This is a genomic window from Corallococcus macrosporus (genome assembly GCF_017302985.1).
Lineage (GTDB): Bacteria > Myxococcota > Myxococcia > Myxococcales > Myxococcaceae > Corallococcus > Corallococcus macrosporus_A.
In genome coordinates this window covers 924,262-943,157 of sequence record NZ_JAFIMU010000002.1, presented here as the reverse complement: position 1 = coordinate 943,157, position 18,896 = coordinate 924,262, and the positions used below count along the sequence as shown (strand labels likewise).

Sequence of the window (18,896 nt, the reverse complement as noted above, 5' to 3'; positions counted from 1 at the left end):
CGCGCAGCTCGCGTGATCACCGCTCCGATGCTTCTCTTCAGGGGGGCATCGGTCTGCCTCTTCCTGGCGCTCACGCTGGCCGGCGTGGCGGATGCGGGAGTCACGGCGAGGGCCGTCCCCTCCGCCGCTCGCCACCTGGAGCAGCCCGACCTCCCGCCAGCACTGCGCGGGGCGCTCGAGAAGTCCCTGTATCGGATTCAGGATTATCGGTCGTCCAACCCTGCCCAGGGTTTTGGCGTCACCTTCACCGACGCGGGCTTGCACCTGGCGGCGCGCGGGCCCTCGGCCGGCTCCTGGCAATGGCACATGAGCCTGCGCGGCTACGGCTACGGCGAGCAGATGCAGCCAGTGGCGGCGGCCGAGCGGGTCGTCCGTGACAACCGCATCGGATACCTGCGCGGGCCTCTGACCGAGGAGTACGTCAACACGCGCCAGGGTCTCGAGCAACGCTTCACGCTGGCGACGCCGCCAGCGGGAAGGATGCCGGGAGAAGCGCTGGTGCTCCGCCTGGGGGTGAGTGGCCCCCTGCGTGCCGTGCTCCAGGCGGACCCCGAGAAGCTGGCCTTCGTGGACGCGAACGGCGAACGGGTGTTGAGCCACGGCAGGCTCGCAGCCATCGATGCCAGGGGCCACCGGCTGCCGGCCCGGATGCGCCTCGTCCGGGACGAAGTGCGACTGGAGGTGGATGACCGCGGCGCGGCCTACCCGGTGAGCCTCGACCTCCTCATCGCCACCGAGCAGGCGAAGCTCACCGCCAGCGACGCGGGGGCCGAGAGTTACTTCGGCTTCTCGGTGTCACTCAGCGGCGACACCGCCATCGTCGGCGCTCCCTTCCACGACACGGCGGCGGGAGAGAGCGCCGGCTCGGTCTATGTCTTCGTGCGCAGCGGCACGACGTGGAGCGAACAGGCGAAGCTCATCCCCAGCGACGCGGGGGCCGGGAATGCCTTTGGCTTCTCGGTGTCGCTCAGCGGTGACACCGCCGTCATCGGCGCGCCTGGCCACGAAACGGCGACGGGCGTCACCGGCACGGCCTACGTCTTCGTGCGCAGCGGCACGACGTGGAGCCAACTGGTGGAGCTCACCCCCAGCGACTCGGAGCTCAACATGCAGTTCGGCTGGTCGGTGGTGCTCAGCGGTGACACCGCCCTCGTGAGCGCTGTCAGCATTTCCGGCGACAACTCCAGTTCCGGCGCGGCCTACGTCTTCGTGCGCGGCGGCACGACGTGGAGCCAGCAGGCGAAGCTCACCCCCAGCGACCCCGTGGCCTTTGAGCAGTTCAGCTGGTCGGTGGCACTCAGCGGCGACACCGCCCTCGTCGGCGCGCTCAGCGCGGACGCCAATACCGGTGCCGGCGCGGCCCACGTCTTCGTGCGCAGCGGCACGACGTGGAGCGAACAGGCGAAGCTCACCATCAGCGACCCGGTGTCCGGGCGTTACTTCGGCGAGTCCGTGGCGATCAGCGGAGACACCGCCCTCGTCGGCGCCCGGAGCAACGTCTCGTATGCCGGCGCGGCCTACGTCTTCGTGCGCAGCGGCACGACATGGAGCGAGCAGGCGAAGCTCACCGCCAACGACTCGGGAGCGAGTGATCTCTTCGGCTTCTCGGTGGCGATCAGCGGCGACACCGCCCTCGTCGGGGCACCCTACGTCGACGAGTCGATTGTCGGCGCGGCCTACGTCTTCGTGCGCAGCGGCACGACGTGGCTCAGGCAGGAGAAGCTCACCGTCACCGACGCGGCCAATGGCGAATCCGGTTGGTCGGTGGCGCTCAGCGGCGACACCGCCCTCGTCGGCGCTCGGAGTGAAGACCTGGCGGCGGGCCCTGCGGCCGGCTCGGCCCGCGTCTATGTGCTGCTCTCCGATGCCAATGCCGACCTGCAACTCAGCAAACAGGCCAGCCCCGCGCCGGAGGTGCTCACCGGCCAGGACGTGACCTATACCCTGACACTCACCAACAAGGGGCCGGCCACCGCCACGAACGTCGTCGTCACGGACACGCTGCCCGCCTCGACCACTTTCGTCTCATGCTCCGCGGATCAGGGCGGGAGCTGTGGCGGAGCCGGCAGGAACCGCGGCATCCACTTCGCCTCCCTGGCACCCTCCACGACGGCGACCATCACCCTCGTCGCGAGGGTCAACTGCGACGTGGCGGACGGGACGAGCATCATCAACTCGGCCACCGTCAGCTCCGACACACCCGACGGCGCGCCCGGCAACAACACGGCGACGGTGCTGACGCGCGCCTCCAACCCGGCGCCCATGGTGACCTCCTCGGTCGCCACCTCCTCACTCTGGCCCCCGAACAGCAAGCTGCTCGATGTCGGACTCAAGGGCCACGTGAAGGACAACTGTCCTGGGGCCACGCTCCAGGTGTCTGTGTTCGGCGACGAGGATGACCAGACCCTCACCAGCCCCGGCGTCGTCCATTCGCCGGACGCCAGGGACATCGCTCCGGGCACGCTGCGCTTGCGAGCGGAGCGCGTGGTGGGTGGCAACGGGCGGGTCTATTTGATCGTCCTCAAAGCCACGGACTCAGGAGGCAAGGTGGGCGTCAGTGTCCAGACCGTGGTCGTGCCCGGCAGCCAGTGCCCGGCGGACCTGGACTCGGTCAAGCAGCAGGCGGCAGCGGCCAGGGCCTATGCGCTGGCCCACAACGGCAACCCGCCCCCCGGCTACTTCGCCATTGGAGAACCTAGCGCTCCAGTGATTGGCCCGAAACAGTGAGCAAGGCCCAACCCGCTCACGCCTCCACGGGCGGAGGGAGCCGCTTCGCCGTCAGCGTCGCTCCCGCGGACGCGATGCTCACCAGCGCGACCGCCAGCCATTGCAGGGGGGTGAGGTGCTCGCGCAGGAACAGCCAGCCCACCACGGTCGCGACTCCGGGCTCCAGGCTCATCAGGATGCCGAAGGTGCGGCTGGAGAGCTGGCCCAGCGCCAGCATCTCCAGGGTGTACGGCAGCGCGCTGGACAGGAGCGCCACGCCCAGGCCCGCCGCGAAGAGGCCCGGCGTCAGCCGCTCCAGGTGCCCCTCCTTCAGCATGAAGGGCAGCACCGTCAGCATGGCCACCACCATGCCCGCCGCCACGCCCTGCCCTTCCGGCACGCGGCGCGACAGCCTTCCGCCCATCAGGATGTAGAGCGCCCAGCACGCCCCCGCAGTCAGCGCCAGCACCACGCCCAGCGGATCCAACCCGCCGGGCCGCGCCGTCCACGGGGTGATCAGCACGATGCCCGTCGCCGCGAAGAGCACCCAGAGGAAGTCCAGCGCCTTGCGCGAGCCCACCACCGCGAGCACGAAGGGCCCCACGAACTCCAGCGTCACCGCGAGCCCCAGCGGGATGCGCGCGATGGACAGGTAGTACGTGAGGTTCATCACGCCCAGCGCCACGCCATACGGCACGATGGCCGCCCACTGCGCCCGCGTGTAGCGCGTCAGCGAGGGCCGGAACCACGCCAGCAGCATCACCGATGCGAGCACCAGCCGCAGCCCCGCGGCGCCCACCGCGCCCAGGACGGGGAAGAGCCCCTTCGCGAGCGCGGCGCCCCCCTGCACGCTCACCACGGCGATGAGGACCGCGGGAATGGGAGGCAGGGGGGAGGCACGGCGTCCGGCGACTTCGCTCATGGCGCCGCAATCTAGCCAGGGGGCCTCACGGATTCACGGGCGCACTCCAGGCTCCTGTCCGCAGCAGTGCGCGGCGGGCGAGGAAGCGGGAGAGATTCCACTCCGGCACCGCGTCCCCCTGCGACAGCCGGTCCTGGTGCTCCGTCAGGAGGTTCATCAGGGGCCCCTGGTACCCCTCCGAGGCGATGGAGAGCCCCTGGACGAGCCCGGGGACGGCGTCCGCGGACAGGTCGTAGAACATTTCGGTGTCCAACGAACCCGTGCGCGCATACCGCTCCAGGTTGTGGCGGACGATGAACGCCTCCGGGTTGAGGAAGTTGAGCACGAGAACCGCGCCCAGCGCCGTGGCGAAGGCACCCACCGCGAAGCGCTCCGGCTTCCACCACAGCGTCACCGCGCGCCAGGTCAGCGCCGCGCCCAGCGCCACCATGAAGACATGCGTGTGCACCCGCAGCAGCGTGTAACCGAACGCATCCTCGTACAGCGACAGGCGCCGCATCGCCGACGCGAGGATGACCAGCGTCAGCGCCACCATCAGCGACGTCCCCGCACGGAAGACGGTCTGCGCCGCGCGCGTCTCACGGCGCGTCCAGCGCGTCAGGGCCATGACCAGCGCCAGCGTCAGCGAGGCGACGACCACCAGCTCGAAGAAGCCGCGCCGCGCGTACTCCGCGAAGGTGTAGCCGGCCGCGGGCGACGTCGCGTCACCGATGAACAGGTACGACACCTGGAAGGCCGCGAAGACGAAGAACAACGCGCTCACGGCGAAGATGAGCATGAGCGCTTCGATGTAACCCAGGCGCGGCGTGGCGGCCGTCACCTCCGCGTCCCCCAGCTCCTTCGAGGCGCGGCGGCGCAGCGCATGTCCCAGCACGCCCGCCGCGATGCACGCGCTGAACCCCACGCCGACGGCGCGCGCGATCAACACGTCCACCCCCAGGTCGAACGACAGCAGCCGCTGCATGGTGGAGGAGAAGACCCCATCCGCTGATTCGAGCAGCAGCCCGAACACGAGCAGCACCGGCAGCGTCAGCAACAGGCCCCGTGACAGCGCTCCCAGAAGACGCGAGTGCGTCTTGAGGCCGCGCACGTCCACGCTCTCGCGGACGAGCGCCGGTGGATAGAGCAGGCTCTGGGCGGCGGAGCCGAAGAAGACGAGCACGTAGTCGGTGAGCCCCAGCCGCTCCACGCGGCCCGCGGCCCAGAAGTGCGAGAGCAGCATCAGGAGCACGCCCGCCGTCAGCACGTTGAGCGCCAGGAGCCAGGAGCTGTCCCGCATCGCCACGAAGGCGCTGACCAGCCCCAGCGGCGCCAGCAGCCATGCATTGGGCCGCGCGCGCTGCCAGCCTTCACGGCCCCCCAGCCACGCGAGCGCGCCCACCAGCGCGGCCACCATGAGCGGGAAGCCCACACCCCAGCGCTCCCGGTGGAGCAGGACCTCCGCGAACACGCCCAGGCCGAGCGACAGCGCCAGCATCCGGCGCGGGGCGCGCACCCAGGGCAGCAGCGGCCGGGCCGGTGCCGCGACGGAGGGGGCGGGAGAAGAAGGCAGGGGGGACATGGGAACGGACGGGTTCATGGCGTCGGCACCTCGAGGGCGCGTGCGCGCCCCACATGACGGCAGGATGCACACGCCCGGCGGCACGCCAGGGGACCTCGGGGGCGAGCGGTCGCGCTTCCACGCCGAACGGCGCCCGCCCTCGCGTGGCCGGTCGGCGCCCCCACGCGCCAGGAGCGACCGCGAAGCAGCCTCCACCCGGGGTCCACCGCACCGGCACCGGGAGTCCTCGCACACAGCCCCTGGGAGCGAGCCGCGCCGCGTCGTCGGACACTCCGGGCCGGTCTTCCCGGCCCATGAGGAGACGCGGTGATAGGTTGCCACGCCGATGTCACCCTCGCCGCGGCCCCCCTTCCGCCTCCGTCTCCGCTCGAACCTCGCCCTGTGGGGCGCGGTGCTCGTCTTGGCGGGCTGTGACGGCCTCTCCTCCCAGCCCCTGTCGGTGCCGGACGCGGGCGCCTGCGTCCCCGGCAACTGCCCGCAGCCCGACAGCGGAACGCCCGTCCCTTCCGGCGCCCGCGTGCGCATCGCGGCGTTCAACGTGCACCGCCTCTTCGACACGGTCTGCGACACCGGCTCCTGCGGCGGCTCCAACTACGAGGAGCTGCCCACCGCGGAGCAGTTCGCGGCGCAGGTGGATCAGCTCGGCCGCGCCATCACCGCGCTCAACGCGGACATCGTGATGCTGGAGGAGATTGAAACGCAGGCGTCGCTGGACGGGCTCCGCGGCCGGGTCCCGCAGTTCCCGTACTCGAAGCTGGGTGAGACCTTCACCGCGGCGTCGGTGGACGTGGCCGTGCTGTCCCGCTTCCCCATCATCGAAGTGCGCAGCCACCGCAGCCAGTACATCTACCGGCCGGACGGCTCGGCCACCCGCTTCTCGCGCGACCTGCTGGAGGTGCACCTGGACGTGGACGGCGCGCGCGTCATCGTCTTCGCGGCGCACTTCCGCTCCAAGGTGGACGACGATCCCGGCCGCCGCCTCGCGGAAGCCAATGCCTCGCGGGAGATCCTCCTGGATTCGGCGAGGGAGTTCCCCTCCGCGCTGGTCGTGCTTGGCGGAGACCTCAACGACGTCCCCGGCTCCGAGCCCCTCAACGCCCTGGACCGGGCCCACCTGCGCGTCGCGAAGGACCGGCCGGTGAACGAGACGTGGACGTATGTCTATTCCGGCCAGGGTCAGGCCATCGACCACCTCTACCTCGCTCCGAACGCAGGCGGCGCCTACGTGCCGGGCTCCTTCCGCGTGGCGCGCGACGGCAACGGCTACGGCGGCTCCGACCACGGCGCGGTGTACGCGGACTTCGCGCTCACGGCCTCCCAGCAGTGAGCGCGGGACGGCGGGCTTCACACACTCCCCCGCCCTCCTGGCGTGGTGCCTGTGGGACACCACACGCCCAACGGCTGGCATTGACGCCGCAATGACAGCCAGGACGTAACCGTCCACGGCAGCCGCTTTCCAGCACGGCCGCCCTCCCTACCTTCATCGCCATGAAAGCAAGCTCATGGCGAGGCTTCGCGCTCCGGAAACCCGTCCCCGGGGGCAAGCCATGATTGAGGTGCGCACCTTCGACGGCGACGCCTCCGAGGCGTCCTGGTTCCTCAACCGCGTCTGGCAGTCCACCTATGGCAAGAGCGCGCCGCTGCCCGTCTGGGACAAGCGCTTCTGCGACTGGCGCCTGTTCCGGGGCGGCCAGGCGCCGCGCGACTACCTGCTGGCCGCGTACGAGGGGAAGACGCTGGTGGGCACCCTCTTCGCGGAGCCCGCGAGGATCCGCCTGGGACGCACGGAAGTGGACGGCAGCTATGGACTCCGGGCCACCGTCACGAACTCCCATCGCGGACAGGGCATTGGCGCGAAGCTGGCGCGGGAGATGCTCCGGCGGCACCAGGACCGCGCGGCGCGGCTCACCCTGGGCTTCACGACCACGGAGCCCCGCCCGCCGGCCTTCTGGCGCCGGACGTGGAACACGCGCCGCTTCGGGGGGCTCGGGATGTGGATGTATGCCTTTGATGCGCGTGCGCTCGCGCGTTGGTCCTTCACGGACAACGAGCGGCGGCTGTTCACGCTGGCCCATCCCTTCCTGCGGCACCGCTTCCGCGAGGCGGACCGCGAGGGCATCCGCCCCTATCAGCCCGCGGACCTGGGCCGCTGCACGACGCTGGTCCACGACATGCTGCGCCCGGTGACGCTGGGCTACACGTACACGACCGAGCAACTGGCCGCGCAGCTCCAGTACCGCGACGTGCCGCGCACCTTCGTGCTGGAGCAGGACGGCGAGGTGCGCGGGCTCATCAGCTCCCACAGCCTGCTGATGACAGGCGTGGGGGAGCTCACCGCGGAGGTGGTGGACCTGATGGCCTTCCACGACTCCGTGTCCATGGAGGACCGGCAGCGGCTGCTCCAGGTGGCCATGCAGGACATGGAGCAGCGGGGCGTGGCGTGCGCGGGCATGCTGCGCGGGCCCGGCACGCCGGTGTCCCTGCTGTGCCGCTCGGGCTGGGTGCCCATGCCCCGGCGCGCGCAGGTGACGTGCCTTTTGCCCACCTGCGACCTGGACCTGCCCGCGGACCCGTGCGTCTTCACGCACCTGCGCTGACGCGGGAGCGCGAGCCCTGGACCTTGCGGTAGAGCCACACGACGCCGCTGGCCAGGGTCCGCACGCCCCTGCCCGCGCAGACGCACAGCGAGGGAATCACGAGCAGCAGGTACTGCGGCCACTTGGTGTTCCACAGCAGCAGGAACACCAGCCCCACGACGGCGCCCACCGCCCACACGGGCCGCTCGCGCCACGTCCCGGGCAGGCCCACCCCCGCCAGCGCCAGCAGCGCGCGGGCGTTGAAGTGCGTGAGGTAGATGCCCGGGTCGGAGGCCGACAGCCAGTTGTCCGTGAGGAACGCGAGCGGCTGGTACCAGGGCAGCGCGGCGCGGCGCACGTGCTCGTTGTGCGAATAGTTCCAGTGGAACGTGATGGACTCCCACAGCAGCGCGAACGGCGACGACCACAGCGCGGGGTTCACGAGGATGAAGGCCGCCGCCGTGGACACGACCATGGCGGCCCACGGACGCCACCGCGTGCGCGCGCCCGCCACCAGGAACGGCAGGAACGTGAGCCCGCCCACCAGGCCATACGGATACTTCCCCGCCGCCGCCAGCCCGAGCAGCGCGCCGGACACCGCGGTCCATCCCGGCGTGAAGCCCCCGCGCCGGGCGCGCTCGAAGGCGAGCATCGCGAGCAGCGCGAGGAGCCCCGGCACCGCCTCCAGGTACGCCTGGGACGTGTACTTCGTGTGGTACGGGTCCCACGCGAGCAGCAGCGCGGCCAGCGGATCCACCAGCGCCACGAGCCCCACCTGGAGCACCCCGGCCACCGCCGACAGGCTCCGCGTCGCGCGGAACACCGGGCGCGCGGCGTCCGGGATGGGCCGGCCCATGGGCACGTCCGACCAGTCGGGCTCGGGAGCGCCCGTCACCCGCACGGTCTCCGCGAAGAGCAGCTTCACCAGCGGCGGGTGCTCGAAGTTCTCGCGCAGCGCGCCGATGTCGCCCCAGCGCCCCGCGTCCAGCATCCCGGCATAGGTGAAGGCGATGGGCAGGTAGACCGCCTCGTCGAAGTCCTGGCCCAGCCGCTCGACGGCGCGGGAGCGCTGCCAGGCTGCGACCAGGAGGGCGACGAGTGCGACGAGGAGGGCCAGCAGGCGCGTGCGGGACACGCCCGAACGGATATCACGAGGCCGCCGCGTGCTGCCCGCCGAGCAGCCGGAGTGTGGCCCTGGTGGCGCGTGGTCCGATGCCCCAGCTTTGAGGCATGAGAACCGCTCGCATCCTCACCGTTGCCGCCCTGCTCGCGGGCGGATCCGCTCTGGCGAAGAGCAACGACACCGTGGAGCTGCGCACGCCCCATACGACCGTGCGTGCGAGCGTCGACGCGCAGGGTCTCCAGGGCCCGGACCTGCGGCTGCGAATGACAGACAACGCCCTGCAGGGCCAGGCCTTCCAGCGGCCCGTGGACCTGAAGCTGTCGGACCGGCGCATCCAGGGCACCGTGGACCAGAAGCCGGTGGACCTCACCGTGCGCGAGCGTCCGGACGTGGTGGAGGCCATGGGCACCTTCGCGGGCCAGCCGTCGACCCTGACGCTCAGCCCGGACGCGCTGACGGGGTCGGTGGGGCCGTGCGGCTACAACCTCATCATCGAGCGAGACCGCAAGCACTACCGGGGCACGCGCGCCTGCGGCGACACGCGAGAGAACGACGTGCTCGTCGCCATCCCCAGGTCCCTGGAGAAGGAGTCCGCGTCCGGGCGCATGGCCGCGCTGAGCGTGCTGCTGTCCCATCCGTGAAGCGTGCAGGGTGATGGTGCGCGGGGCGCGGGTGTAGTGAAGTCCGGGCCGTGTCCACCCTTCCCTCCGGCGTCGCGCCCGAGCGCACCATCGGGCCGTTCCAACTGCTGGCCCTGGGCGTCAACGGCATCGTGGGCGTCGGCATCTTCTTCGCGCCCGCGGAGGTCGCCGCGCAGGCGCCCGGCCTGGGCGCGGTGTGGGCCTTCGCGCTGACGGGGCTCGCGCTGGTGCCGGTGGCGTTCGCGTTCGCGGTGCTCGGCCGGCGGTTCGACTCGGATGGCGGGCCGGTGGTGTTCGCGAGAGCGGCGTTCGGCGAGCGCGTGTCGTTCCTCGTCGGCTGGGTGGCCTACGTCAGCGCCTTCCTGAGCACGTCCGCGGTGATGGCGGGCCTGGCGCGGGCCGTGGCGCCGTCGGTGGGCCTGGGAGGCCCCGTGGGCGAGCGGCTGCTGGCCTCCGCGCTGGTGACGGGGCTGGCGGCGCTGGTGGCCTCCGGCATCCGCGTGTCCGCGAGGACGTGGACGGCGCTCACGGTGCTCAAGCTCCTGCCGCTGGCGGCGCTGCTGGGCGCGTTCTTCTTCCTGCCGGCCGCGCAGGTGTCGCCACCGCTGCCCGCCACGGGAGCGTCCTGGCTGAAGGCGGGCCTGACGGTGATGTTCGCCTACCAGGGCTTCGAAATCGTCCCGGTCATCGCCGGGCAGGTGCGCGCGTCGGAGCGCACGGTGCCCATGGCGACGGTGGGTTCGCTGCTGCTGGCGATGCTGTTCTACGTGGGGCTCGTGTGGGCGTGCGTGGCGGCGCTGCCGGACCTGGCGCACGCGGGCGCGCCGCTGGCGCAGGCGGCGGGCGTGTGGGGTGGCGCGGGGCTGGAGCGGCTGGTGGGCGCGGGCACCAGCGTGTCCGCGCTGGGCATCTGCGTGGGGATGATGGTGACGACGCCGCGCTACCTGTCGGCGCTGGCGTCCGGGGAGCGGGCGCTGTTCGGGCTGGAGCGCATGTCCGCGACGGGCGTGCCCATGCGGGCGCTCGCGGTGACGTGGGCGCTGGTGCTGGGGTTCGTGAACCTGGGCGACCTGTCGGAGCTCTTCGCGCTCTCCGCCATCGCGGTGCTGATGCAGTTCGGTGTCACGGCGGCGGCGCTCGCGGTGCTGGCCTTGCGGCGGGAGCGGGACCTGCGGCCGGTGCACGCGCTGCTCGCGGTGCCCACGCTGGTGCTGGGCCTCACGCTGGTGGCCTTCGGCGCGAGCGCGCGCGAGGCGGCGGTGGCCGCCGTCGCGGTGCTGGCGGGGCTGGCGCTGATGCGGCTGTCGCGGCCGAGGGAGCCGGCGCCCGCCCGCCTGCCCTGACGCCTTCGCACGTCCGGAGGGCGGGCAGGCCTGGGGACAACCCGGCACGTTGTGTTGCGAAGGGGTGACCGGGCCGGGAGACTCGCGAGGCGATGCTCGGGTATCAGGCGAATGCGCAGTGGCGGGACATGTCTGACTTCGTGGTGCACTTCACGAAGCCCGGGCCCCCGTACCACGACGCGTACCAGAACATGATGAGCATCCTGGGAGCGCGCACGCTCATCCCGGGCGCGGAGGGTTTTGGCATCGCGAGGCGGGAGGCGGTGGTGGCGGACCGGCACCGCTCGGTGTGCTTCAGCGAGATCCCGCTCGACCAACTCGGGAGGCTGGTGCAGCGCCGGAGCCTGTACGGCATCGCCTTCCGCAAGAGCTTCATCCTGTCGCAGGGCGGAGGGCCCGTCTGGTACGTGCAGTACGGCTCCCCGGCGCACCTGGCGATGAAGCACCAGTTGGACCAGGCGCTGGCGGCGAAGGAGCCGCACAAGGAGCCCGTCTGGGCGGTGACGCCCTTCGTGGACATCCAGGGTGACGCGCACAACGCGCCCTACAGCTACCGCTTCGACTGGGAGCGCGAGTGGCGAGTCCCGGGCCTGCTGCGCTTCACGGAGTACGACGTCGCGGCGCTCTTCCTCCCGGAAGAGGTCCACACCCTGGCCCGGGACTTCTTCGCCTGGGCCGTGCGAGAGCGCGCGGGCCCGGGCTACTTCTGCCCCGTGCTGGACCCCGGCTGGAAGGCGGATCAGATCATGGAGGCGCTGGCGAAGCACGCGGAGCCGCCAGTAACAGCGGAGCGCAAGAGCGTTCAGGGCTGATGACTGACGCGCTCCTGCGCCGGTTCGACGCGGAGCCGGAAGTCGTCCTCGGCGGCCTGGCGCAGTGAGTGGGGAATGGCCGGCCTGCCCATCACGGTGCGCACCCAGGCCTCCTTCATCTGACGCGCGCAGCGCTCTGGCGGCATCCGCCCCACGGCAGTCCCGAGGCCAGGACACAGCACGGTCCGGATGGGCGTCTTCGCCGTGGCGTTGTGGGCGAGGACGGCGCGCAGCGCGGCACGGAACGCGAGGTAGGCGTTCACCGTGTCGCTGACGTCCGCGGGAACTCGCATCGTGGGAGCACTGATGCACCAGGGGATTTCCGAGCGCCCCGTGGGGACCAGCACCGCCTGCCCCACGGGCAGCTCTCCGCCGTGCTCCTTCGCCAGCAGTTCCCGCAGCCGCTCCTGGACCTGGGGGCCCAGTTGGTACGTATAGACGGCGTCGATGCCGCCATCCATGAACCCGAAGCTGTTCGCCGGGCTCACCACCGCGTCCGCGCGCACGTCGATGGGATCCGAAGCGGACACCGTGCCCGCGCGCTCCGAGAAGATGTCTCCCTGCGAGACGGTGACACCTGGAACGCCGTCGAACTCACGGCGCCACGCTTCCACCAGTGCACGTCCCAGGTCTCGCAGGTGGAGTTGAATCGTGGTCGTCATGGCGGACCGCATCCTACTCGCGGTTGAAGCGGGTGCCCGACACGGGCTTCACCTCTCCTCGGAGGACGGCCACCGCCAGCTTGCGCGTGTCCTCGTAGGAGGGCTCTCCGCGGAAGAAGGCGAAGGTCAGGTGTGAGTGGTCCGCTTCGTAGCCGTCGAAGTGGAAGGTCCGCTCCGTGACGCCGGGCGGCCGCAGCTCGTTGGTGAACGCGTACGAGCCCAGGCTCAGGCGCCACTCCACGGGCGCGGCTCCTGGCCGGGCCTCCTCCACGTGGAAGGTGTAGCGGACGGCCCAGTCCCCCTCGAGCTTGAAGTGCTCCGTCACCATCACCTTCGCCGCGCCCTCCTGGAACTGCTCGCGGACGAAGAAGGGGCTGTCCACCTTGCCCTCGTCGTTCAGCTTCAACAGCCTGGCGCGCGCGGCGTCGCGCTCCTTGAACTGCTTCAACGCCTCATGCTCCTGCACCAGCTTCGCGAGCGTGCGCCAGTCCTCGGGCATGTCCCGGGCAGCGGCCTGGAAGTGCGCCAGCGCTCGCTCGTGGTCCCCGTGGTTCTGGTAGGCCTGCGCGATGTTGTACTGGGTCATCGGATTGCTCGGCGACTGGGTCGTGGTCTTGGCCAGCCATCGGAGCCCCTCCTCCTCCTTGCCCTGCGCCAGGAGCATCAGGCCGAGGTAGCCCGCCGACAGGGCGTTGTCTGGCTCCAGCTCGAGCGCTCGCAGGAAGGCAGTCACGGCCCTGGCCTCGTCCACAGTCAACAACGTCTCCCCCAGGACGGCCTGGTACTTCGCCACCCGGGGCGCCAGCTCCGTCGCCCGGGTCAGCTCCGCGATGGCCCCCTGCCTGTCTTGAACGACCCCGAAAAAATACCCCTTGAGGTAGTGGTATTCGGCGACCTCGGGCGCCAGCTCCAGGGCCCTATCGAGCTCCCGCGCCGCCTCCGCGTCGCGCTCCTGATAGAAATACACGCGCCCCAGCAGGTAATGCAGGTGCGCGTCCGCCGGGTCCTTCTGGACGGCGGCCTCCAGCTCTCTTTGGATTTGAGCGAAGGTCTGCTGCTGGGCAGGGCTCGCGGGAGCGAACCGGACCGCGTCCAGCCGCTTCTCCCACTCCGCCGCGGCGGGCGTCCGGGCCACCTGGACGGCATCGGGAGCGACGGGCGCGGCGGTCCTGCACGCCACGCTCAGGGTCAACAACACCAGACACACGAGGCTTCGGGGCATGGGGGCAATCTCTCACGCGCCCTCAGGCCCCGTTCATCACCGTTCCATCATCAAACCCTCACCGCACCCGCTCGATGCGGTGCTTGCGGCCCTTGATGCGGCCCTCGCTCAGCCGCTGGAACGCCACCTTCACCACACGCTTGGAGACGGCGACGAAGGCGTGGTGGTCATGGATCTCAATCTTGCCCACGTCCTCCGCCTTCAAGCCGCCCGCCTCGCCCGTGAGCGCGCCCAGGATGTCTCCGGGCCGCATCTTGTCCTTGCGCCCCGCGGAGATAGACAGCGTCTCCCAGCCGGAGATGAGCGACACGCCCGGCGCGTTCTCCGGCACCAGCGCGTCCACGTCCCCCTTCTCCAGCTTCACGCCCGTCGTCGCCTCGATGTCCTCCACCTTGCGGCTGTCCGAGCGCGTCACCAGCGACAGCGCCAGCCCGCGCCGGCCCGCGCGCCCCGTGCGGCCGATGCGGTGCACGTACGCCTCCGGCTGCTGCGGCAGCTCGTAGTTCACCACCGCGTCCAGCGCCTCCACGTCGATGCCCCGGCCCGCCACGTCCGTGGCCACCAGCACGCGGGTGCTGTGATTGCGGAACTTCGCCATCACCCGGTCCCGGTCGAACTGCTCCAGGTCCCCCTGCAACCCGTCCGCGCTCACGCCCGCCTGCACCAGCGCTCGCGTCAGCTCCACCACCACCGCCTTGAAGTTGCAGAACACGATGGCGGAGGCCGGCTGGTACTGGCGCAGGAGCCGCAGGAGCAGCGCCTGCTTCTCCTCCGGCGTGCACGCGTACGCCACCTGCTGGATGTCCGGCGCGGACTCCTCCTGCGCCAGCGACACGCGCACGGGGTCCTTCTGGAACGCGCGGCTCAGCTTCTCGATGTCGTCCGGGAACGTCGCGGAGAAGAGCACCGTCTGCCGCTTCGCGGGAGTGGCGCCCAGCACCCGCTCCATGTCCTCGCGAAATCCCATGTCCAGCATGCGGTCCGCTTCATCCAGCACCACCGTGGCCAGGTGCCGCGTGTCCAGCACCTCGCGGTCCAGCAGGTCCATGATGCGCCCGGGCGTCCCCACGCCGATGTGCACGCCCTTCTCCAGCGCCTCCACCTGAGGCCGGATGGGCTGCCCACCCGCGAGCGCCAGTACCTGGAGCCCCGGCATCCGGCGCGCCAGCCTGCGGATCTCCCCCGCCACCTGCGCGCACAATTCGCGCGTCGGGCAGAGCACCAGCGCCTGGAGCCGCCGGTCCTGCGTGAGCTTCACCTTCTGGAGGATGGGCAGCGCGAACGCCGCCGTCTTCCCGCTGCCCGTGCGCGCCTGGCCCACCAGATCCCTGCCCTGCAACAGCACCGGGATGCTCTGCGCCTGGATGGGGGTGGCGGTCTTGAACTCCAGCTCCTCCAGCACCTGGAGCAGCGGGGGTGACAGCGCGAGCGCGGAGAATTCCATCGGAGCCTCGGGGAACGGAGGCACGGACGCCTCGGGAGAACGCGCCCTTGTACCAGCCTTCCCACGCCGGACAAGCCCGGCCCCCTACCCCGCCCAGCCCGCAACCTCGCCCGCCGTCGCCTGGGCCAGCTTCGCCGCGGCGCCCGGGTCCACGCGGGCCGTGACGAGCACCCCGATTACCGCGCCCAAAAGCAGCTCCACCCGGCGGGCCACCGTCTTGCGAGGCAGCACGCCCGCCCGCGCCGCGCCCTCCAGGGCCCGCGTCAGGTGGCCGCGCAGGAGCGCCCGGTAGTCCTCCACCGCCTGCCGGGCCTCCGCATCGTGGGGGCCCAGCTCCGTCGCCGTATTCACCAGCAGGCAGCCCCGCTTGGTCAGGGCCGGCGGCGCGCTGGCCATCGTGGTCGCGAGCGCTTCGAAGTACTCCGTCACCTGCGCGAGGCCCGGCGCGTCCTTCGTGAAGACACCCAGCCGAGGCCCGATGACCTCCTCGAGATACAGCGTGATGGCCCGCGCGAACAGCCCGCGCTTGCTGTCGAACGTCTGGTACAGGCTGGAGCGGTTCAGCCCTGTCGCGGCCTCCAGGTCCGACAGCGACGTCGCCTCGTAGCCGCGCGACCAGAACACCCCCAGCGCCGCCCGCACCGCCTCTGTCTCGTCGAACGCCCGCGTCCTCGCCACGTCACCCTCCTTGACAATTCTGAACTGACCGTTTCAATATGATTTCGGAACTGACTGGTTCAGAATAACCCAACCCCGGAGGGGGAGTCATCATGTCGCCACTGGCACAGGTCTTCGCGGTCATCGCCGCGCTCATCCACGTGTTGTTCTTCGTGATGGAGAGCCTCGTCTTCTCGCGGCCGGCGGTGTGGCAGCGGTTCGGGGTGAAGTCGCAGGCGGACGCGGACGTGCTGAAGGGGATGGCGTTCAACCAGGGGTTCTACAACCTGTTCCTCGCGCTGGGCGTGCTGGTGGGCGTGGTGCTGGTGCACACGGCGTGGGAGACGTCGGGCGTGACGGCCGTGGTGTTCGGCTGCGCGTGCATGCTGCTGGCGGCGGTGGTGCTGCTGAGCACCGACCGGCGCTTCCTCCGGGCCAGCATCGTCCAGGGCGCCCTGCCGCTGCTGGCCCTGTCGCTCGTGGTCTTCCGATAACGGTTTCAGGGCACGACGGTTTCGAAGACGTCCGCGTCCAGCAGGGTGAGGACGACCCGGCCCGCTTCACCCAGCTTCTCGCGTGGCACGTCGCGGAAGCGCTGCCCGAAGCTCGAGGACGGGCGCAGCGTAAGTGACTGGCCGGTGTCGCGGTTGCGGAACGTGGTCGAGGTGTCCTCCGGCGCGGGCGCTGTGACGAGCGACAGGTTGAGCTTGCCCAGGCTGGACCCGGTGGCCGCCGCTGCTCCGTCCGCGACGCAGGTGTATTGGACCTGCGCCGGGCTGTGATGGATAGCCTCCAGCTTGAAGCTGCCCCGGGGCAGGCCCAGCTGATGGAGCGCGTGCTCGCCCATCCGGTAGCCCGCGACGGCCCACGGCCCCGCGCCGCCATGCACCAGCGCCACCCGCTCCAGTGCGCCCGGTTCAGCGGGCGGGGTCGCGGTGGGCTTCGTGCTCGCGCAGCCCAGGGTGAGGCCCAGCGTGACGGAGAGCAGGAGACGGCGGCGCACGGACATGAGGGGCTCCGGATAAGGAAAGGCAGAGGGTCCTACCCGGAAGCAGTGGGTGCTGCTCGGACTCACGCTCAACTGACGCGCAATCGCCGCCTGCGTGTAGCGCCCACTATTCAGCGCCCAGACTACCTCCAACCGGCGCTCCTCCAACTGTTCTGCCGTCTGCCGCCTCGGCCGCCTCGTCATGAGAAGTATCTCACCCATGGCGGCATCCCATCACTCTTCAGTAACTTCCCTGAAGGGGATTAGATGATTGCCCATCGTATGCCTGACATCCATGAGAAGGTGGCAGCAAATACAAAATTTTGCACCGGTGGATCGTCGTCTTCCAGTACGGGTGGGGGCACCGCACGAAGGAACTCGTTCGCGCGCTGAACAGCAGCGCTAAAGAGCACCTCGTTCCCAACGATCTGCGGACTTGACGCAATGGCTGCTTCGGCTGCGCGACGCGCAGCCTCAAGCAACTCCCTCGGCTGCCGGTTGTCATCGCCTCCCTGCGGTGCTGGCGGAGGAGCATCTCCGTCGCCACCACTTAAGAAACGCAAGGGCGCCACCTCCACCACCTCGCTGTGCGCCTTACCCGGCGTTGCAGCGTCTACGTACGTGTAACGACCGTGCCCAGTCAGGCGTGAGGCTGGCGCGAAGTGGGTGTTCGCCCGGAGAGTTCGAGCCTCAACGTGCCGAAAGAGATCGACGCGAGAGTGAAAGGCCGGACTCGCATAGGCGACAAGCCCATTTGCCCCAAGCGCCTTAGTGCAGGCATCCAGCGCGTTCTGCTGGTGGGTTTCAATCCAGAACCGGTAGTAGGACTGCTTCCACTTAGACCACTCACTTGCTTGGGCCCCGTGGAGGTACTCCGGACGCTTGTACTGTAGGAATAGATTGAGGCGAAATGGTGGCGGGCGACGAACCCGCACAGCCAGACGTGCGATGGCCCATGGCCACCAGGAAGGAATGATGACAGCCCCCTGGGGGGGAGCTGAGAATCCTTGCTGCGCCCAGAAAACTGCAGATTGAACTCTCAAGGCAACGTCGAATCCTACGACTGCTTCGAGCACCTGCCCCGGCGACCACATGGGTGCGCCAAGGCCCAACTGAGCGTTCAGCGGACCCTCAAACTCCTTCTCTTCAAATTCGGCGAATCGTGGCACGGGTGCAACGTACAGCTTAGGCGTCAGCTAGCCGAGCATCTTCTACTCATGCATAGAGACGGCCAGTCTTCGGGCGAAGCTCAATCAACCATTGAATTGCCGACGAAGATGCTGAGGGCGGACTAACTCCTGTGGCAGAGCCTTGCCCTGAAGGCGTCGGCGTTGGTGCAGCTGTCCAACTACGGCGACTACGCTATCCAGGGAGTCCTGCTTCCTCCACATGACGCGGCCATGCATCCTGGAAGTCCCAACATCCGCCACACGGCGAATGACCACTGGCTGGTGGTCCGTGGCGAAGCCCTCAAACGGCACGGCTATGACCAATACACCGGGCTGGCGACATACCTGATGGAGCACGAGTGCTATTCCGGGCGCACCTTCAGCAAGGGTGACGACTACATCTTCGGATGCGCCGGAGGCGCCGAGACGCCCGGAAGCCCGGGAGTATGGCGCAGGATGGGAACGAACCATCACATCGCGAAGGTGCTGAAGCAGCTCACCAGTCTTCACGTACCTTGAGAAGCCTGCGGACCTCCGCGCGCAGCGCTTCGGCAGGCAGCAGTTCCACCACGCGCTCGTAGAGCATCTTCCGAGGATTGCTCCGCAATCCCTTGGCAGCGCCCAGAGACTCCAGAAGACTCAGCGCCTCGTCACGCCAGAGCAACCGAACCATGGCCGGCATCTGCTGCTGGGGATTGCGTCGTGCCTTGCGCAAATGCCGAAGCTTGACGGAACCATCACGTTGGGTCGCGGCCGTCTTGATGCCCCACCATGCGGGAACGAGACCGATGGCCTGTTCGACATGACGGGTACTGACGACGAGCGTGGCCCTGTCGAGCACCGCGCTGTACGCCTCAACCTGTCGAGGCAGACGTGCCAACGTGTCCCGTTCACTCTTCAGTTCGTAACCATGGAGTTCGCCATTGATGACGGCCACGTCCACGAAGACCTGGCCGTGCTCCAACCCCAGTTCCTCACGGATGAGGGTTCCGGGCTCACCCGCGTGGGCCGCCTTGAGGCTCGCCGTGAGGGCCTGTCGCACATCGAAGTCACGCATGGTGGGCGGCTTC

The 18,896-nt window shown here is 69.8% G+C and carries 17 protein-coding genes; 8 read left to right on the top strand and 9 right to left on the bottom strand.

Annotation, left to right across the window (positions count from 1 at the left end):
* The first annotated feature begins 27 nt into the window (after window positions 1–27).
* Window positions 28–2,727 (top strand): DUF7507 domain-containing protein, encoded by a 2,700-nt coding sequence (locus tag JYK02_RS04230; RefSeq protein WP_207048547.1) that lies wholly within the window; start codon window positions 28–30, stop codon window positions 2,725–2,727.
* Window positions 2,728–2,743: 16 nt separating this feature from the next.
* On the opposite strand, the gene JYK02_RS04225 is transcribed toward JYK02_RS04230, so the two are convergent.
* Together JYK02_RS04225 and JYK02_RS04220 are read right to left on the bottom strand one after the other, a co-directional pair.
* The gene (locus tag JYK02_RS04225; protein WP_207048546.1) at window positions 2,744–3,628 is read right to left on the bottom strand and encodes an EamA family transporter; all 885 of its coding nucleotides are present in this window, start codon (window positions 3,626–3,628) and stop codon (window positions 2,744–2,746) included.
* A 25-nt stretch (window positions 3,629–3,653) separates the two neighbouring features.
* Window positions 3,654–5,207 carry a DUF4153 domain-containing protein gene (locus JYK02_RS04220; RefSeq protein ID WP_207048545.1) on the bottom strand — a complete coding sequence of 518 codons (1,554 nt, stop codon included), beginning with the start codon at window positions 5,205–5,207 and terminating at the stop codon, window positions 3,654–3,656.
* A gap of 307 nt (window positions 5,208–5,514) precedes the next feature.
* On the opposite strand from JYK02_RS04220, the gene JYK02_RS04215 reads away from it, so the two are divergent.
* Window positions 5,515–6,516 (top strand): endonuclease/exonuclease/phosphatase family protein, encoded by a 1,002-nt coding sequence (locus JYK02_RS04215; RefSeq protein WP_207048544.1) that lies wholly within the window; start codon window positions 5,515–5,517, stop codon window positions 6,514–6,516.
* A gap of 220 nt (window positions 6,517–6,736) precedes the next feature.
* Window positions 6,737–7,786 (top strand): GNAT family N-acetyltransferase, encoded by a 1,050-nt coding sequence (locus JYK02_RS04210; RefSeq protein ID WP_207048543.1) that lies wholly within the window; start codon window positions 6,737–6,739, stop codon window positions 7,784–7,786.
* Here JYK02_RS04210 and JYK02_RS04205 read toward each other — a convergent pair.
* Window positions 7,770–8,900, bottom strand: coding sequence for a hypothetical protein (locus JYK02_RS04205; protein WP_207048542.1), 1,131 nt, complete (start codon window positions 8,898–8,900; stop codon window positions 7,770–7,772). The two genes, JYK02_RS04210 and JYK02_RS04205, sit on opposite strands and share 17 nt — an antisense overlap.
* A 95-nt stretch (window positions 8,901–8,995) precedes the next feature.
* Here JYK02_RS04205 and JYK02_RS04200 point away from each other — a divergent pair, with 95 nt between their 5' ends.
* The 3 genes from JYK02_RS04200 to JYK02_RS04190 all read left to right on the top strand — a co-directional run bounded on the left by JYK02_RS04200 (window position 8,996) and on the right by JYK02_RS04190 (window position 11,684).
* Window positions 8,996–9,529 carry a hypothetical protein gene (locus JYK02_RS04200; RefSeq protein ID WP_207048541.1) on the top strand — a complete coding sequence of 178 codons (534 nt, stop codon included), beginning with the start codon at window positions 8,996–8,998 and terminating at the stop codon, window positions 9,527–9,529.
* An 89-nt stretch (window positions 9,530–9,618) separates the two neighbouring features.
* Window positions 9,619–10,872, top strand: a complete 1,254-nt coding sequence (locus tag JYK02_RS04195; RefSeq protein WP_207048682.1) for an amino acid permease — start codon at window positions 9,619–9,621, stop codon at window positions 10,870–10,872.
* Window positions 10,873–11,000: 128 nt separating this feature from the next.
* The gene (locus tag JYK02_RS04190; protein ID WP_242588318.1) at window positions 11,001–11,684 is read left to right on the top strand and encodes an abortive infection system antitoxin AbiGi family protein; all 684 of its coding nucleotides are present in this window, start codon (window positions 11,001–11,003) and stop codon (window positions 11,682–11,684) included.
* Here the strand turns inward: JYK02_RS04190 and JYK02_RS04185 are convergent.
* The 4 genes from JYK02_RS04185 to JYK02_RS04170 form a co-directional block, all read right to left on the bottom strand.
* Window positions 11,675–12,346, bottom strand: a complete 672-nt coding sequence (locus JYK02_RS04185) for a macro domain-containing protein (RefSeq protein ID WP_207048539.1) — start codon at window positions 12,344–12,346, stop codon at window positions 11,675–11,677. The genes JYK02_RS04190 and JYK02_RS04185 overlap by 10 nt on opposite strands.
* 13 nt (window positions 12,347–12,359) lie before the next feature.
* A complete protein-coding gene (locus JYK02_RS04180) occupies window positions 12,360–13,568 on the bottom strand; it encodes a tetratricopeptide repeat protein (protein ID WP_207048538.1) in 1,209 nt (402 codons plus the stop codon).
* 58 nt (window positions 13,569–13,626) lie between these two features.
* Complete coding sequence (dbpA, locus tag JYK02_RS04175; protein ID WP_207048537.1) at window positions 13,627–15,012, bottom strand: ATP-dependent RNA helicase DbpA; 1,386 nt, start codon at window positions 15,010–15,012, stop codon at window positions 13,627–13,629.
* Between the two features lie 84 nt (window positions 15,013–15,096).
* Complete coding sequence (locus JYK02_RS04170; RefSeq protein WP_207048536.1) at window positions 15,097–15,690, bottom strand: TetR family transcriptional regulator; 594 nt, start codon at window positions 15,688–15,690, stop codon at window positions 15,097–15,099.
* Between the two features lie 92 nt (window positions 15,691–15,782).
* Between JYK02_RS04170 and JYK02_RS04165 the strand changes: the two genes are divergently transcribed.
* The gene (locus tag JYK02_RS04165) at window positions 15,783–16,163 is read left to right on the top strand and encodes a DUF1304 domain-containing protein (RefSeq protein WP_207048535.1); all 381 of its coding nucleotides are present in this window, start codon (window positions 15,783–15,785) and stop codon (window positions 16,161–16,163) included.
* 5 nt (window positions 16,164–16,168) lie between these two features.
* Here JYK02_RS04165 and JYK02_RS04160 read toward each other — a convergent pair whose 3' ends face one another.
* Window positions 16,169–16,678, bottom strand: a complete 510-nt coding sequence (locus tag JYK02_RS04160; RefSeq protein WP_207048534.1) for a formylmethanofuran dehydrogenase subunit E family protein — start codon at window positions 16,676–16,678, stop codon at window positions 16,169–16,171.
* Window positions 16,679–17,955: 1,277 nt separating this feature from the next.
* On the opposite strand from JYK02_RS04160, the gene JYK02_RS04155 reads away from it, so the two are divergent.
* Complete coding sequence (locus JYK02_RS04155; protein ID WP_277991257.1) at window positions 17,956–18,345, top strand: beta family protein; 390 nt, start codon at window positions 17,956–17,958, stop codon at window positions 18,343–18,345.
* Here JYK02_RS04155 and JYK02_RS04150 read toward each other — a convergent pair.
* On the bottom strand, window positions 18,323–18,883 hold the full coding sequence (locus JYK02_RS04150; RefSeq protein WP_207048532.1) for a sce7726 family protein: 561 nt from the start codon (window positions 18,881–18,883) through the stop codon (window positions 18,323–18,325). The two genes, JYK02_RS04155 and JYK02_RS04150, sit on opposite strands and share 23 nt — an antisense overlap.
* Window positions 18,884–18,896: the final 13 nt, after the last annotated feature.

Coding starts and splice junctions, on each gene's coding strand:
- dbpA (WP_207048537.1), bottom strand. CDS start 15,012: ATGGAATTCTCCGCGCTCGCGCTGTCACCCCCGCTGCTCCAGGTGCTG.
- JYK02_RS04190 (WP_242588318.1), top strand. CDS start 11,001: ATGTCTGACTTCGTGGTGCACTTCACGAAGCCCGGGCCCCCGTACCAC.
- JYK02_RS04180 (WP_207048538.1), bottom strand. CDS start 13,568: ATGCCCCGAAGCCTCGTGTGTCTGGTGTTGTTGACCCTGAGCGTGGCG.
- JYK02_RS04220 (WP_207048545.1), bottom strand. CDS start 5,207: ATGAACCCGTCCGTTCCCATGTCCCCCCTGCCTTCTTCTCCCGCCCCC.
- JYK02_RS04225 (WP_207048546.1), bottom strand. CDS start 3,628: ATGAGCGAAGTCGCCGGACGCCGTGCCTCCCCCCTGCCTCCCATTCCC.
- JYK02_RS04200 (WP_207048541.1), top strand. CDS start 8,996: ATGAGAACCGCTCGCATCCTCACCGTTGCCGCCCTGCTCGCGGGCGGA.
- JYK02_RS04165 (WP_207048535.1), top strand. CDS start 15,783: ATGTCGCCACTGGCACAGGTCTTCGCGGTCATCGCCGCGCTCATCCAC.
- JYK02_RS04150 (WP_207048532.1), bottom strand. CDS start 18,883: ATGCGTGACTTCGATGTGCGACAGGCCCTCACGGCGAGCCTCAAGGCG.
- JYK02_RS04210 (WP_207048543.1), top strand. CDS start 6,737: ATGATTGAGGTGCGCACCTTCGACGGCGACGCCTCCGAGGCGTCCTGG.
- JYK02_RS04160 (WP_207048534.1), bottom strand. CDS start 16,678: ATGTCCGTGCGCCGCCGTCTCCTGCTCTCCGTCACGCTGGGCCTCACC.
- JYK02_RS04185 (WP_207048539.1), bottom strand. CDS start 12,346: ATGACGACCACGATTCAACTCCACCTGCGAGACCTGGGACGTGCACTG.
- JYK02_RS04230 (WP_207048547.1), top strand. CDS start 28: ATGCTTCTCTTCAGGGGGGCATCGGTCTGCCTCTTCCTGGCGCTCACG.
- JYK02_RS04215 (WP_207048544.1), top strand. CDS start 5,515: ATGTCACCCTCGCCGCGGCCCCCCTTCCGCCTCCGTCTCCGCTCGAAC.